General features: G+C 34.9%; 16 protein-coding genes and 1 pseudogene. 4 read left to right on the top strand and 13 right to left on the bottom strand.

Annotated features, from left to right (window positions below; all coding sequences use genetic code 11):
* Position 1 precedes the first annotated feature (1 nt).
* On the top strand, positions 2-181 hold the full coding sequence (locus MHH66_RS17900) for an H-type small acid-soluble spore protein (protein ID WP_001025736.1): 180 nt from the start codon (positions 2-4) through the stop codon (positions 179-181).
* A gap of 54 nt (positions 182-235) precedes the next feature.
* Here the strand turns inward: MHH66_RS17900 and MHH66_RS17905 are convergent, their stop codons facing one another.
* The 4 genes from MHH66_RS17905 to MHH66_RS17920 form a co-directional block, all read right to left on the bottom strand.
* On the bottom strand, positions 236-1,063 hold the full coding sequence (locus MHH66_RS17905) for a class C sortase (protein ID WP_078184260.1): 828 nt from the start codon (positions 1,061-1,063) through the stop codon (positions 236-238).
* 21 nt (positions 1,064-1,084) lie between these two features.
* Complete coding sequence (locus tag MHH66_RS17910) at positions 1,085-1,885, bottom strand: class C sortase (protein ID WP_078184259.1); 801 nt, start codon at positions 1,883-1,885, stop codon at positions 1,085-1,087.
* 91 nt (positions 1,886-1,976) lie between these two features.
* On the bottom strand, positions 1,977-3,638 hold the full coding sequence (locus tag MHH66_RS17915; protein WP_078184258.1) for a SpaA isopeptide-forming pilin-related protein: 1,662 nt from the start codon (positions 3,636-3,638) through the stop codon (positions 1,977-1,979).
* A 40-nt stretch (positions 3,639-3,678) separates the two neighbouring features.
* Positions 3,679-6,993 carry an isopeptide-forming domain-containing fimbrial protein gene (locus MHH66_RS17920; protein WP_234803709.1) on the bottom strand — a complete coding sequence of 1,105 codons (3,315 nt, stop codon included), beginning with the start codon at positions 6,991-6,993 and terminating at the stop codon, positions 3,679-3,681.
* A gap of 432 nt (positions 6,994-7,425) precedes the next feature.
* On the opposite strand from MHH66_RS17920, the gene MHH66_RS17925 reads away from it, so the two are divergent.
* The 3 genes and pseudogenes from MHH66_RS17925 to MHH66_RS17935 all read left to right on the top strand — a co-directional run bounded on the left by MHH66_RS17925 (position 7,426) and on the right by MHH66_RS17935 (position 8,727).
* Positions 7,426-7,761 (top strand): antibiotic biosynthesis monooxygenase family protein, encoded by a 336-nt coding sequence (locus MHH66_RS17925; protein WP_063217886.1) that lies wholly within the window; start codon positions 7,426-7,428, stop codon positions 7,759-7,761.
* A gap of 2 nt (positions 7,762-7,763) precedes the next feature.
* Positions 7,764-8,356 (top strand): annotated as a pseudogene (locus tag MHH66_RS17930) (dienelactone hydrolase family protein).
* An 11-nt stretch (positions 8,357-8,367) separates the two neighbouring features.
* The gene (locus tag MHH66_RS17935; RefSeq protein ID WP_078184256.1) at positions 8,368-8,727 is read left to right on the top strand and encodes a hypothetical protein; all 360 of its coding nucleotides are present in this window, start codon (positions 8,368-8,370) and stop codon (positions 8,725-8,727) included.
* 26 nt (positions 8,728-8,753) lie between these two features.
* On the opposite strand, the gene MHH66_RS17940 is transcribed toward MHH66_RS17935, so the two are convergent.
* The 9 genes from MHH66_RS17940 to flhF form a co-directional block, all read right to left on the bottom strand.
* Positions 8,754-9,152, bottom strand: coding sequence for a DUF5367 family protein (locus tag MHH66_RS17940; RefSeq protein ID WP_002149064.1), 399 nt, complete (start codon positions 9,150-9,152; stop codon positions 8,754-8,756).
* Positions 9,145-9,729, bottom strand: coding sequence for a TetR/AcrR family transcriptional regulator (locus MHH66_RS17945; protein WP_002202511.1), 585 nt, complete (start codon positions 9,727-9,729; stop codon positions 9,145-9,147). Before MHH66_RS17945 ends, MHH66_RS17940 begins: the two co-directional genes overlap by 8 nt.
* Positions 9,730-9,816: 87 nt before the next feature.
* Complete coding sequence (locus MHH66_RS17950; protein WP_000602235.1) at positions 9,817-9,987, bottom strand: DUF3951 domain-containing protein; 171 nt, start codon at positions 9,985-9,987, stop codon at positions 9,817-9,819.
* 62 nt (positions 9,988-10,049) lie between these two features.
* On the bottom strand, positions 10,050-10,361 hold the full coding sequence (locus tag MHH66_RS17955) for an AzlD domain-containing protein (RefSeq protein WP_078184255.1): 312 nt from the start codon (positions 10,359-10,361) through the stop codon (positions 10,050-10,052).
* A complete protein-coding gene (locus MHH66_RS17960; protein ID WP_002126646.1) occupies positions 10,352-11,080 on the bottom strand; it encodes an AzlC family ABC transporter permease in 729 nt (242 codons plus the stop codon). The genes MHH66_RS17955 and MHH66_RS17960 overlap by 10 nt, the downstream gene beginning before the upstream one ends.
* On the bottom strand, positions 11,070-11,906 hold the full coding sequence (locus MHH66_RS17965; protein ID WP_078184254.1) for a TrmB family transcriptional regulator: 837 nt from the start codon (positions 11,904-11,906) through the stop codon (positions 11,070-11,072). The genes MHH66_RS17960 and MHH66_RS17965 overlap by 11 nt, the downstream gene beginning before the upstream one ends.
* A gap of 178 nt (positions 11,907-12,084) precedes the next feature.
* Positions 12,085-13,383, bottom strand: a complete 1,299-nt coding sequence (locus tag MHH66_RS17970) for an NtaA/DmoA family FMN-dependent monooxygenase (protein ID WP_078184253.1) — start codon at positions 13,381-13,383, stop codon at positions 12,085-12,087.
* Positions 13,384-13,613: 230 nt separating this feature from the next.
* Positions 13,614-14,387, bottom strand: a complete 774-nt coding sequence (locus tag MHH66_RS17975) for a flagellar basal-body rod protein FlgG (protein WP_063217890.1) — start codon at positions 14,385-14,387, stop codon at positions 13,614-13,616.
* A 43-nt stretch (positions 14,388-14,430) separates the two neighbouring features.
* Positions 14,431-15,741: a flagellar biosynthesis protein FlhF gene (gene flhF / locus MHH66_RS17980; RefSeq protein ID WP_078184252.1), complete on the bottom strand. Its 1,311-nt coding sequence runs from the start codon at positions 15,739-15,741 to the stop codon at positions 14,431-14,433.
* Between the last annotated feature and the right edge of the window lie 9 nt (positions 15,742-15,750).

The raw sequence follows: 15,750 nt of genomic DNA on the forward strand, positions 1-15,750 counted from the left end.
AATGAATATACAACGCGCAAAAGAGCTTTCCGAGTCATCTGAAGAAGCCAATGTCAGTTTTCAAGGCATGCCTGTTATGATTCAACACGTCGATGAAAGCAACGAAACCGCCCGCATATATGAAGTAACAAATCCAAAACGCGAATTAACGGTTCCAGTTAATAGCTTAGAGGAAATATAAAAAATGCCACTTCTTTTTTTGAAGTGGCATTTTCTTTTATTATATATTTCATCACTAGTTTTTCCTTTTTAGTAAACCATACAGCCCAATACAAATTACAATTAGACCTACTATGCCAAAAGCCAGTTTCTCAAATAAATCTCTTGTTTCATGACTCCTAACTTCTACTATACTTTTGTTTTGTCGTTCAATTTCATTTTGGTCTGTTTCTACTCGCTCTCCATATACTAACAATCGATATTTACTAGATGTATATGGTTCACATGTAAGTAATGTAACTCTATCTTGTCCTTTTATTACACTCAATTTATCAACTTGATTTGGATTAATTATCTCACGCCCAATTACTTTATAAACAAGTTGTTTCCCTAGTACACTGACATAAAATGTGTCGCCATCAGCTAATCGATCCAGGTGGCGAAACATCGTTGCGCCGTGATAGCCTCGATGCCCTGCCAATACAGTATGCGTATCTTTCCCACCAATTGGTAAAGAAGTCCCTTCAAGTTGGCCTATTCCTTTACTTAAGTTTTCTTGATTTGCACCTAAGTAAATTGGAAACTCCTCATTTATTTTTGGAATTGAAATCATACCAAACATCTCGTTTTTGTTTATAAAGTCTAACTGCTCATTATCTACTTCAGTATCATGAACAAATGGATCATTCATTTTGAAAGTAGTTTTCCCTAACAAATGGTTATATGTTTCCATCTTCCGAAATTTCTCATTGGCATCTTCTGCTTTTAAATTATTTACCATCTTTTCATAACGAATTACTCTTGTTTTATATACATAATTGTTTATATAATTAGCAAGCAATGGATATAGAAATAGAGATAACCCTGTAAGGAACAATACTAAACTTATTAAGCTCCTTCTCACACACACACCACACAATACATATTATTTTCGTTTTTTCAAATAAATCATTAGAAGGATGATACAAATAAGAACAATGGGAAGAACAATCATCCAATCTTCTATAATAAAAGATTTTGGAATCATTTCTTTTTCTCCAGCATCATATGGAACCCGGTGTCCTCTCACTAATAGCCTATGCGTATTCACTCCATAAGGGGTGCATGTAATTAACGTTGCATAATCTTCTCCTTGTACAACTAATAAATCTTCTGTTTCATTTGGTAATACAACTTTTATTTGATCTACCTGATAGGCAAGCACTTTATCTAATGTATGAATATAAAATATATCATTCTTTTCAATTTTGTCTAAATGAGTAAACATGAGTGCTGAAGGTAAACCGCGATGCCCCGTTAAAACTGCATGCGTATTTTCTCCGCCTACTGGTAATGAAGATTCGTTCAGTTGTCCAATTCCGCGGCTTAGTACGTCTTCAGTCGTTCCTTGATAAATTGGAAGATTTACATCAATTTTTGGGATTTCTACATATCCCATAACATGACCGATATTTAACATATCTACATGTGAACTTTTGCTCTCATCACTATTTTCATGAAATGGATCCGAAAATGTTTGCATCGTACTTTGAACTTTTTCATTATATTCCCGTGCTTCTTTCTCCTTACGTTCAATTTCTTCTTTTTGTAAATTACTTACTGCTTCATCGTACGTACTTACTTCCGAATAGTGCGTTCTCGTTGCAAACCAATTACTTGCAATCGGATATAAAAATATACTTAAACCTAGCAAAAATATACTTCCAAAAATAATATTTTTTTTCATAACAGCCTCTTTCGCTACGGATAAAATGTAGAAAAGAGGAAAGCAATATGCCTTTCCTCTTTTCCAAACTCAATTATTATAAAAATATTAATTAAGAATTCTTCACAGGTTTCTTTCTAAAGAAAATAAACGCCGCTGTCACCATTAATAACAAACCAACTACTGTGAATAAAACTGTTCCTATACCACCTGTTTGTGGGATAATCCAGCCGCTTTTATTGTTCTCTACTTGTAGCTCTATTTTTTGATGTTTTTCATCAATCTTAATCTCAATCGGATCTCTTAATTTTTGATATTGCTCTACTGCACCGTCTTCATCTTTATACTTTGGTGCTTCTGTTTCAACAATTTGGTATTCACCGTACGGGATTTCATTCCATGTAATAATACCATCTGCATCAGTGATATCATCCATTTTCTTTTTGTTTACTACTACAATATTTCCCTTTTTATCTCGTAATTCGAATCTTGCACCTTCTAATTTCAGAGACTTATTCTTACCATCAATTTTTTCGATTTTTATATTTCCCATTGTTGGTGTAACCACTACTTCGTTTGATGGTTTTCCATCTTTTTCTGATGAAACATCATCTTTGTTTACAAAATCAAGTACTGCTTTGTTCGGAATTTCCACTCCAGATTGAACATCACCTTTAATTTTCGCAGTAATTTGCAAGTGTAATTCTTTCCCTGTTACTTTCGAAAAATCTTCCACTGAAGCAATAACCTTTTGTCCAGCAACAATTACATTTACAATACTCTCATCAACTTTTTTACCATCAATCATTACAATTGGTGTTCCAACAACCTCTAAACGATCATCTAAAACATCGGTTACAACATAATTTTGATACGTTTGAATATCCTCAGGAAGCAATGTTTTAATATCATACGTATACTCTGTTTCACGATTTATTCCCGCGTTCTTTGAACTGTCGTTAATCGTTTTTTCAATTGTAGGTTCTTTATAGTTTTTTACATCTTTTTCTAATTTAACCAGTTTACCAGTTTCTTTAATAGAAAAAAGATATTCTTCTTTACTTGTTAAATAACCTTTCGGCGCTTTTTCCTCTATAAAATAGTAATCTCCATATTCTAAAGATTCTACACGAATCTTACCATCTGTTCCCGTTACTAATGGTTTTGGTGTTTTTACTTGTGTACTCGTGCCATCTTTATTTTTTTCAAATAAGTGGAACTCTGCATCTGGTAATACTTTGTCCCCTTCACCTTTTTTCATTAATTCTACTGAACCACGTTTCGTTTCATTCTTTGGATAAATATGAACATCGTAATTTAAATCTTTACCATCTGCACTTGTCATTGGAATATCAACTATAAAAGTAGTCTTATCTAACGCAATATGTTTTGGACCTTCAATTGCTTTTACTTCATAACGTCCTAGCGGAAGATCTTTAAAAACAGCTTCCCCTTTCGCATCTGTTATCTTTGTAATTGCAGCGTCTTTTACTGGATTTTCCTCTTCTTTTATAACAGTTCCATCATTTGAAATCTTTTCAAATGACTCAATTCGTTTAATTTCAAAAGTTACACCTTCTAAAGGCTTTGCATCTTCCGGAACAATTTGTCCTTCTTTCCCATTACCTTCTGAAGTTGTTTTAGCATCTTTACTTTGTTCAAACTTGTGAATCGTTAAAGTACCTGTACTTCTAGATTCCGCACTAACAATCATGTTAGATAGCGTTGAAAAAGCTAACATACCAATTAAAAATAAACTAAAAATCTTTTTCATAGTTGCCCACTCCCTATCATTTCTATTGCTTTTGTTCTATCTATCTTTCACTGTTTCTCTTTCTAACAAAGAGGAACAATGTAACAAACATCAATATTCCACCCATTACATAATAAATAATTGTCCCTGTTCCACCAGTCTCTGGAATAACGAATTCACTCTTCTTATTTACTACTCTTATTTTTTGTGAATTCATTCCAGGCTTCACTTCTATTTCTACTGGCTCTCTCATCAACATATATCCTTTTGGTGCTTGTACTTCTTTTAATGTATATTTGCCAACTATTAATGGAGTAGAAGTTGCCAAACCATCTTTATCGGTTGTTAATTTACATACTATATTTCCACCTTTACTTATCACTTCAAATACTGCGCCTTCTAATTTGAGATTTTCATCGTTCGCATCTACTTTTTCAATCTCAAATCCCCCTAATGTTGGTGGTACTACAAATACTTCATTTGATACGGATTTCTTCTGATCAAACAGTAACTCCGCTTTATTTGGAATACCACCATTCGCATTGTATTTCGTTACTATATCTGCATTTACATTAGCATTTAGCATTGACTTAATGTGCATTGTATAAGATTGATTCGCAAGATAATTATAATTTCCGTCCCGCTTTGGTAACTCAATACTTACGTTCTTTAATTGTTCATCAATTTGCGGTATAACTTCTATGGCCTCTCCATCACTGTTTACAAGTTGTACTTGTAGGATAGTTAAAATATCTTCTAAGTCATCCTGTAATACCACTTTTTCAAGGTTCATGACATCATTTCCAAAATTATAGTTTACATGCCATGTAAACTCTTCACCTACACTTTGTAATGTCGCCTTTTCCACTTCTATTTCATCTGCGTCCGAAACCATTTTACTCACCTTAGGTTCCTTTGCTTCCACATGCGTTTTTACATTCGGTTTTTGTGGGGGTAAATCTTCATTATCTGGTGTTTTCCCCTCAACAACCGCTATGTTCTCAATTTCTTTCGTTTTTAATGCGTCTTGCGTAACTTTCACTTTAAAAGTTACCATTCTTTCTTCCGTATCAAGCACGTCACCAAAGTTTACTTTAATCGTATTATCCTCATACGCCCCTGCATCTTCGTCAACTGCGTCTGTCAGTAAATTCCCATTCACTTTCATACTACCAGCTACATACTCTACACCTTCAGGAAGTTTATCCATTAGACGCATATCTTTAATAAGTCCATTTTCTACCTTATTTCGAACTTTAATTTGATACTCAAATTCATCATTGACATGAACTTTTTCTTGCCTCATATCAATAATCTCTTTCTTCGATTCTAGTTGTCCAGACAACGGGTCGACTGGTGTTTCAACTTCTGGCTTCTCCTTATCGGCCGAACTATCAGTCTCAACTATTGCTATATTCTTTACTTTCTTATTTGCCATTTCTGGTTTTACAACAATTTCAAACGTGATTGCTTTCTCTTCCTCGCCTTTAAGGTCGCCGAAATGAGCATAAATTGTTCCATCTTTTATATGTGCATGATCTTCATCTTCAACATCCGTTTGTTCCTTCCCGTTTATCTTTAACGTGTTTGGAACATATTCTACTCCTTCAGGAAGTTTATCCGTAATTTTAACTGATTTTAAGAGAGAATCTGGCACACTATTTTTAGTATGAATTGTATATTCTAGTTTGTCGCCAACTTTCAGCGTACCACCGTTTATATCTTTAGCTAGTTTAGTAGCTATTAACTTACCGTGTTTCTCTTCTCGTTCAGGTAATACTTTAACTACTACTTTATTAGAATCGTTAGCTTCAACCTGACTTCCTGTTAACTCATCAATCCCTTGAACAACAGCGATATTAGGAATTTCTGTTTCTACCTTTTCTCCCCTTAATTTCGCTTTAAATTCAACGGTTGTCTCAGGTGTTTTATCCGTATAGATTCCACCTTTCGTAGCATTTGCTCCTTCACCAATTCTTATCGTTAACTTTCTTGTCTTTGCATTATAATCAACCTGTTCTGTTTGATCTCCCGCATTCGGACCAGAAATAATTTTCACCGAATCTGGTACAAATTCTAGACGCGAATCTAAAACATCTTCAATTTTTGTATCAACAGAACTCGAATTCGGTTCAATGTTTTTCACCCGTAAACGATATGTAACTTCATCACCGGGATCGTACTTTTCTTTTGTATCTATTACTTCCTTATCGATTACAAGCTCTGGCGCTGTTGCATTTACTGCAAAGGCTAATGTATTTAATACGTAATCATCACCAGATGTCGCAGCTTTTAAACGTATTTCCTTTTGATTTGGTTTAATATATCCTGCCGGTAGCTTTATTAAATCTGCATCAACCCCTAAATTATTTTTATAATCTGGGTTAAATGTACCTGGATACTTATCTCGCATATGTTCCTCATATTCAGAAATAGTGGAATTAAATATATTACCTGTCGGATTCAGCTTATCCGTAACTTCCTTCCAGGTGTTATCTGTATGAACAAAGAGTTTATCACCTTGCCAATATCTATCTCCTTGAACAGCGAAAACAGAAACTTTCGGATCTAAATCTCCAGTTTTTGAAGCAATAAAGTTTTTCATCGTGAATTCTTTTTCACCAGATCCAGTAGCTCTTTTCAATCCACCATCATACACAGTAAATGCTTTTCTAGTTTTTGACTTATCTTTCGTGATTACTAACATGTACCAACCAGCAAAAGAATAATACCCAGAATTATATGCAAGCTTTGTATTCGGATAAGGTATATTTGCTACAGTATAGCTTCCTCCTTTTGAATTAGAAGAATTTAAAAGCTCTGTAACATCTGCATAGTTAGAAAAATAAGTACCATCAATACCGAAACCATAAAGTAAGCCACCTCCGTAATACGTATTACTTGGTGATACTTGAAAGCTCTTCCCTACAGGAGTGGTCAACTTAACTGGTGCTACATACTGCTGTTGTGTTAATTCGTAACGTGTTGAACTCCAATATAATCCAGCCCACTCAATTTCAGCATCCTCCGGAACAGGAATATATGCCTTAGATGAATTTGTAGTCGTTGGGTCATCATCCACATCAATTAGTTCCCGTGTATAACCATTCGGTGTTGTCCCGTACGTATATGTTATATCCGAATACAATGCCGTTTTCTTCTGAGCTTCAGTGGCTTTAATACCTAAATTCACATTACCGGTAGAATACATATCACCTTTATGAATAGATTGATAAGTTGGCGTATCAAAACCTTCTTCCTCTGTTATTTCTGCCTTTACCTCATCAATTGGACTCAAAAACTGTAACTGCGATAATAGTAAAAATAAACTCATAACAACTACAAATGTATTTAATATTTTTCTATTTCCTTTCATCCTATTGTGCAAAGAGTTTACCTCCTTAATTACAGTTTTTAGTATATTATTCGAATATACTTTATATGTATTATTCTAATATAAATCTCGCTATTTGTTAACAAAATATGTGATAAATTACTAATTTATACATTTTTATATAGAGATTTTTAGATTTATAGTATTTATTAATCATTAAATTCTGAATATAAAATAGAAACTTCATACCTTTTCTCTCATTTATGATGTTCTATATTACGGAAAGAAGTGCCCTTGTCCGATTTCGAAAAACTACTTACAATTGACCAAATTATACAAGTAATAATGAGGGAACGTAATATTCAAAAGAAGAAAGCGCAAGTATGCTGGATTAAAATTTACAGCCTAAAAAGAAAAGAAGCCCCATGCTTCTTTTTATTACGTGCTAAAATACTTATTAAAGGGGGAAATTACATGGGAAATGCTCCACAAAAAACGAATCATTATTATGCAGTTATATTCACTTCTAACCTTTCAAATGATACAACAGATTATAGTACCGTTGCCGAAAAAATGGAGGAACTTGCGAAACAGCAACCTGGATTTTTAGGTGTCGAAAGCGCACGTGATAATTCGGGACTCGGCATTACAATTTCTTATTGGGAGTCACTTGAAGCAATTGAAAATTGGAAAAAGAACGCCTTACATAAAGAAGCGAAAAAACGAGGCCGTGAGCAATGGTATGAAAATTTCCACCTGCGTATCTGCCTTGTTGAGAAAGAATATAAGTTTCATAGAGGCACATTGTAACTATGAAGAAAAAATTAGCTCTCGTTTCTGTTCATGAAATATACGGTGTGAACGATCATATGCATCATGTTATAGACCGCTTCACTTCATCTCATATAGATGTATTCTGTCCTAATCTTCTACAATTACAACAGGCATTTCATTATAGTGATGAAGAAAAAGCATATCAGCATTTTATGAATCACATTGGATTTGATGATGGAAAAGAGCAAATTGAAGAACTCATTACTAGCCTTTCCAATAGTTACACGCATATAGGACTTCTCGGTTTTAGCGTTGGGGCAACAATCGCTTGGCTCTGTAGTACCAATTCAAAAATAGATTTTATCATTGGGTGTTACGGTTCTCGTATACGCGACTATGTTCACGTGAAACCTTCGTGTGCTACATTACTTATTTTCCCTGAAAAAGAAACTAATTTTTCAGTATGCTCCTTAATGAAAACATTACAGCAACAAGATAATCCTTTATTAGAAATAAAACAACTACAAGGTGAACATGGATTTTTAAATCCATACACTGAAAAATATAACAAGGAATCTACAAAGCATGCATACAAAATATAGATTCGTTTCTTATGAAGACAATCTTATAAAGGAGCTTCATATGTCACTAACATTACTATTACTCATTTTCATAATAATTCCCTTTCTTTCAGCATTAGCTCTCATTTTTATGACGGTTAAAAAAGGAAATTTTCTAAACCGACCATACTTACAATCATTCATCGTATGTGCTCTATTTTTTGCGAATTGGATATTATATTTAACAAATTTTTATTCATTGCTACCTGAGAAGGTTAGTCGATTTATATTTCTACCTATTTGGTTTTTCCTTTGCGTTTTAGGCTTTATCGTTTTCGCACGCGAATGGAAAAACAATCGTGTTTTTTCCATATCTATCGGTTTTCTTTCGTTTATTAGTTTTCTATTTGGATTATTGTTGTTAGTGCTTTCGGGAATGTAACTGTTGTAAAGAGGATAAAAACCTCTTTACAACAGTTTTTTTCGTTCCATGACTAAAGGAATTATTAAATATAAAGCATAAGCAATAACCATCCAAATGGTAAATGATATGATTTGCTGTGAGGATAATTGTGAAAGTATGCTAGAAGAATTATACAAGATGTAAGAATCTAAAATTAATCCAATTGCTGTACCGCATATACCTAACTTAATAACTGCATATTTCGAGGAGTCTAATTTTTCATATAACCACATCACAAAATAAATTGCTACTGCCGTTCCTAATTCTAGAAAGGTCATGTGTAGAAAAAATTTACTTGATGTGTACTCTTCTAAAACTGAAGAACCGAGGACAATAAAAAACGCTGAAGCAACAAACCAAATACCGACAGAAAACAAAATGGTAATCCATAATTTTTTATTCACTACCATTCCCTCCCTTTTGCAATCTCATAAATGTTTCTAAAAGCAAAGACAAATCGTCATATATTCTTTCTGTAGAAAAAGATTGATTGAATAAAGCTTGCAATGCCAATCCGTCAATTAATGCATTACATAAAATGCTCCACGTTTCAGCAGAAATTTGAGACGTAATTGCACCTCCTACTTTTTTATCTAAAACTCTTTTTAATTCTTGATTTTCATAATGTAACAGTTCACCAATTTTATCTTTCATCGCATCATTTTGTAGTCCACTAGCTACTAATTGAAAAAACAAATGATGATACATTGAATCTTTCACACATCTACTTTTGGCCGATTGTAAAGCCTTTTCTAGCTGTACATCCCTTCCTATTTGTTCCCACGATGCTTTACAAAACGATTCAGTCACTTCAAGTAATAATTGATCCTTCGTTTTAAAATGATAATATACGGTTCCCTGTGTAACTTTAGCATTCTCTGCAACTGCTTTTAACGTTAATTTTTCCATTCCGTGCTCTGCAATAATTTCTTTTGTTGCTTCTAGCAACTTCTGTTTGTTAACAACATTCGGTTTAGCCATTTATATCACCACTTTTTAAGTTAGTTGAATAACTAACTTAAATTATACAGAAAAATCAGATAAAACGGAAGAAAGAAAAGCCAAACATCAACTTTTCTTCCTTCTATTTTTACCTTTAGATTTCACTGTCACTGATTCACAAGGTGTGTAATAAATTTGAGGTGTCGCCTTATCCACAAACATCATAAACGTAATGAAGCCGATAATAAAGAAAATAAATAACGTTAATAAAATAGCGCCTATCGTTAAAAGTATCATAACACCACCCCTATATATTTCATGTTATTACACCTTTCGCTATTATATGAGCTGAATCCTTTTTAGAAAAATAAACGTAACAAAATAATCACAATGACGCCTGTTAATACTGTTCCTAATAAACTACGAGTATATATTGCAACAAGAAATGTTGGAATTGCTGCAATAAGGTAATCCCACTGCACCGTCTCGTGCATAAATAGTACTTGAGCTAAAAGTGCTGCTAATATCGCGATTGGTATGTAATTTAACCATTTTAAACCCCAGTCTGGAATTTGTAGTTTGCTAAATACGAGTAGAGGTAAAATACGTGGCACGAGTGTAACTGCTCCTGCTGCTAGTAAAAGGAATAATACGTCCAATCTTACTTCCATTTTTCAATCACCACCCCGATTGTCGCAGCTAACAGCGTTGCGATAATAACTGCTATACTATCTGGCATAAATAAGTGTGAAACGTATGCGATAATAATCGCTACAATTGCAACACTTAGATGAATGGCTAGTTTCGGTTTACTACTTATTAGCTGAAGTACAAATAATCCGATAAACATCGCTGGTAACGCATAATCCATTCCGTACGTATGAGGATCTGGTATCCACTCTCCAAAAAGCCCTCCGAGAACTGTAGCTAAAATCCAATTTAAATATGCTGTTACATTAAGTCCCATCATCCATTTCTCGCCTAAATGGCCTTTTTGTGCTGCTTGTTGCACTGCAACGCCGAAAGTTTCATCTGTAATTTGCGAACCAATTATTAAATTTTTAAAAAGAGGTATCTTAGTGAAGTAAGGTGCGAGTGCAGCACTCATTAATAAGTGACGTAAATTAACAAAGAACACAGTAAAAATAATTGCCGAGGCTGGGGCACCCGCTGCATACATACCCGCTAATATAAACTGAGCAGAACCTGCGTAAATTAATGTGGACATAAAAGCAATTTCTATGATCGAGAAACCTGCTGTTTTCGCAATAACACCAGCCGCTATACCGATGCTCAAATATCCAAATACAGTTGGTAAACAATCCTTTACACCTTGCTGAAATGAATCATCGCTCTGCAGTGTCATATGTGCTTGAGCTTTATTCACCATTATCTCCCCCCATTTCTTCCATAGTACGTTTTCCTGTTACGACATGAACTAAATCTATGTTTTCACGCCATAATGTATCTAATTTATCAGCTCCAAACTCCTTCGTAATCTCCTCCACCATAATGTCGTGCCGAACATATTCTGTAGCGACGAGAACTAAAGCTGGATCATACGTTGTAACGGCCCATGAAGTGCTATCATTTGAAAAATTAGCAATTAATACTTCTTCCCCATCACGCGCGATAACAGTTAAATGACCACCCATTCTCTTTTCAACGACGTGAGGTGTCATATAATTATGGTGAAATGTCGCTCCTATTTTTGTTTCTGGAGCACCAAATAAAATTGAAAAAATATGTACGCCTTCCGCTTCCTTTTGATGAATGAACGGCTCAATCTCGTGCACTTGATTTTCCCATACAGAAATCCATAACTCTTCTTTTGCTCTATTAATTATATTGCATATTTCTTTCAAAACACGATCATTTGAGCGAATATGCGAAATTACATCAATTTGTCGCTCTTGTTCTAAACAATTTAATTTTCGGTCTAGAAATTCAAAGGACTTTTCAAAATCTTTTCGCATTCGATCCATTAATTCCGTAGCTGGCACTGGTACATATTTCACTGGTTCAGAAGGAACGATATGCACCGCTCCTTTATCCATCAACTTGCCAAGTACTTCATAAATCATTGAACGGGGTACACCTGTTTGTTTACTAACTTCATAACCTGTTACTGGATAATGTTTTAATAAACCAATATACGCTTTACATTCATATTGAGAAAAACCTAACTTTTGTAATTCTTTTATAATTTCATCCATCGGTAATCCCTCACAATCTAAATAACTCTCATTTCAAAACGATGCATTTTATATTAGTAGTTATTACTATACCTACTAATATAAAAAAGAAGACTTATAAAGTCAATTGATAATTCTGAAATTTTAAAACGAAATAAAAAGCCTTCTTGTGAAAGGCTTTTTGTACATACTATTCCACTTATTTTAACTGCAAAGTATTTGATATGTTCCCCTCCAGATGCTCACGTAAGGTTGAACCTGTATACTCTTCCCTAAACACACCTGCTCTCACGAATAAAGGAATGACTTCACTAAAGAACAAATCCAATGATTTTGGAGGCCCCCCTGGAATTGCAATAAATCCATCTAATGCTCCGGCTTCAAACCTATCCATAATTTGCTTACAAACGTCTTGTGGTGTGCCAACCGCTACCCAATGAGCAGAGCCAACAACTTCTGGTCGCTCCAGTATTTGTTCAACAGTTGGTTCATTTTTAATGATGTACTTCCGTAATAATTCGGCATGTGTTTTACTACGTACAGTTTTCTCCCTGCTTGGCAGCATATCTTCAGTTACCTTACTTTCTAACGGAATCCCTCTAACGTCTAATCCGAGTACCATTTCAAGTAAAGCGAACCTCTTCTCTTTTGTGAGATGTTGATGGGCTTGCCTATGCATCTCTAGTGCTTCTTCATATGTATCACCTATAAAGAAATATAATCCAGGCAATACACGTATAGCATCTTTCGTTCGGCCATGCTTTTCTGCTCTTCTTCTTAAATCTTGACGAAGTTCGATTCCTGATTCTATATCTGGCATTGCGGCAAAAATCGCATCTGCAACAGAGGCAGCGAAATTCCGACCTGGATCTGAGGCACCAGCTTGAAATAATGGCATTTCTCCAGAAATGTGTTGCGGAACATTAAGTGGACCTTTCACCTCAAAATGCTCACCACGATGCTCAATTGGCTGTACCATCTCTCTAATTACATCTGCGTTGTCTTCTTTCAAAACTTCATAAGGATGACTCCTCCAAAGTTTTCTTACTAACTCTGTACATTCTGCCGCTTTCGCGTATCGTTCCTCAGATGGTGGCATCCCTGCCTCACCAAAGTTTTCAGCACCGTCAATGGATGTAACAATATTCCAACCTACTCGGCCGTTACTAATCCAGTGTAAAGATTGTAATTGCCTCGCTAGTATATATGGTGGATAAAACGATGTTGAAGCTGTCGTAACCACTCCAATTTTTTCTGTTGCATAAGCAATTGCAGTAAAAAGTAATGTTGGATCTAAAATTACATTCCCCTTATTACGTGCAATTAAATCTGGATGTGCCACTAAATAATCCGCTTTAAAAACAAAATCTAACTTCGATTTTTCTGCTTGCTTCGCTAACTCTACTTGCTCATCAATTCCCGAATCAAACTCATTCTCTTGTTCTTTCTTTCTAGAAATCAAACATAGTCCAATGCAAAGCTGTTTTTTTGTAGACATATGTACACACCTTCCCCTTATTTTTAATTCACCTAGTTAAACAAGTGATGCGACCATCACATCTTGTATTTTTTATAACACATGAAATGATTAAAATGATATTGATAATCATTATCATTTTATGATGTAACTATAATAAAAGCAACAATAAAATGAAACTTTAATCAGAGGGGGGTTCCCCCATCGGACTTTTGCCCGATAAAAAAAAGACTCCCGCTAATGGGAGTCCTTTATCTCAATATTTCATTTGCTTCTTTTTCATAAATTTTATCAAATGAAGTCATAATACGTTGCGATGCTTGAATCATTTTTTGACTCGACATAAGATCTGCCATCTCTTTCGTCATATCCACATTTGAATTTTCTAGCATATGATTTTTCACAATCCCTGTTCCATTCGGTAAATCAGCGATGTTACCTTCTGCTAGTGTAAAACTTTTATTTTCTCGTTGCACAAGGCGAGCATTCGTTTCTGCATCTACTGTTTTCGTTTGCAAGCGGCCAATATTATTTTGTGTTACTTCATCGTATAATGTACCGTCTGCTTGTACAGCTACCTTTGCTCCTTCTGGAATACGAATACGTTCATTATTCTCACCCATTACGAAAGCACCAGATGCTGTTTGTAAATAACGATCACTATTTAATGTAAAACTACCGTCTCTCGTTAAAAATGTTTCATCATTTTTAGATGTAACGAAAAATGATGATGTGCCAGCCGCACCGTCGTCTAAAAAGAAATCTGTAGCACTATTTGTCATTTGTATATTTCCTTGCACTAAGTTCACATGCGTCGCAGCTGGTACGACAGCGTAATCAACCGAACCGATATTTGTCATCGCACCGTCACCGCGGCGATATGTGTCTTGTACATCAAATACTTTAGAAGTCATGTTTTCTGCTTTAAATCCTGTCGTTTGGGCATTTGCGACGTTATTCGAATGAACATTAATATGCTGCATGTAATTCATCATACCCATAGAACCTATATAAAGACCGTTCATACTCGTTTGAATAAGGCAAGCGCCTTATTCTTCACCTCTTTTCTTACGATGTTTGTAACATTTGTTTTGCTAAATGTTCAGCTGTAGCGATATGTATATGTTGCTTCACGTCTTGTCCGTCTGTCATTAATACAATTGGAGCCGATGAAACTGCTGGAATTTTCAACAATTCACCACTACTCGCTGTTTCATCAAATTTCGTAAACACGATACCATCAATATGAATATCTTTAAAGTTCGTAATGATTTCAATCATGTCTTTACTTTTCATAGAAGCTGATAACGTTAAACAAATATAATCTGGCTCTACTTGCCCCATCGTCTCAATCATTTCTTCAACCGTTTCTGACGTACGATAATTTTTTCCGGCTGTATCTATTAAAATATAATCGACGCGCGCTTCTTCTTTAAAATAAGTAAGCGCCCGTGCCATTGCGGCTTCATCCCGCACAGCGATAACTTCTGATCCAATTGTTTTCACGTAATCTTGCAGTTGCTGCACTGTTCCAATGCGAGAGTGGTCTGTTGTAATAAAACCAACCGTTTTTTTCTTACCGTGAAACTGCCATGCCATTTTCGCAAGTGTCGTCGTTTTTCCAACGCCAGTTGGACCGATTAATGCAATCGTTTGTACTTCTTTTTCAAATACGTTTTCAGTATTGAAATGAGATCTCATATCTTCCAATATGTATCCGATGACTTCCTCTTCTGTAATCATCGTTGCATTCTCAAACTTCACTTTTAATTTTTCAGCATATGCATGAATGAAATATTGTTCCACATCGTTTTGTTCTAACATCCGAATTACTTTTTGAATAATAAATGGCACAGATTCCTGCTTTTCTTTTTTAACAACTACTTCTTCTTTCTTTACAGGAACAGCTTGTTTCACAGTAGGCTGTTTTTTCGTTACTTTCGCCTCTTCCGTACGTTTCACAACGACAATCCCTTTTTCAAACAGTTGTAATAGTTTCTCTTTTTTTCTTGCCCATTCTTCACTATTTCCTGTTTGCATCGCCGCGTACGACATAGAAGTCGTTACGTTTTCTAAATTGTGCAAGACAGATTGAATTCCATTTACCTTCACGATTTCTTCTGAAGGTTCATTTACAACATCCATTAATTGTTCATGAAACTGAGCTATGCCTTCGTTACTTTCTTCCTGTTTATCTTCAGGAAAAGCGACTAACATTTCATAATTCTTCTTCCAAAAAAACGGGATGTTTCGTTTTACACTTTCATCGACAACGTAGTAATAATCTGTACCATATTGGTCAAATAACTTTCGATACAATTCATTTTTCGAAGCTGCTTTTATTCGCATTAACGCTTCTTTTTTTTCTGTACTTTCCATTACTTCACC

This window comes from Bacillus sp. FSL H8-0492 (genome assembly GCF_038006145.1).
Taxonomy (GTDB): domain Bacteria; phylum Bacillota; class Bacilli; order Bacillales; family Bacillaceae_G; genus Bacillus_A; species Bacillus_A mycoides.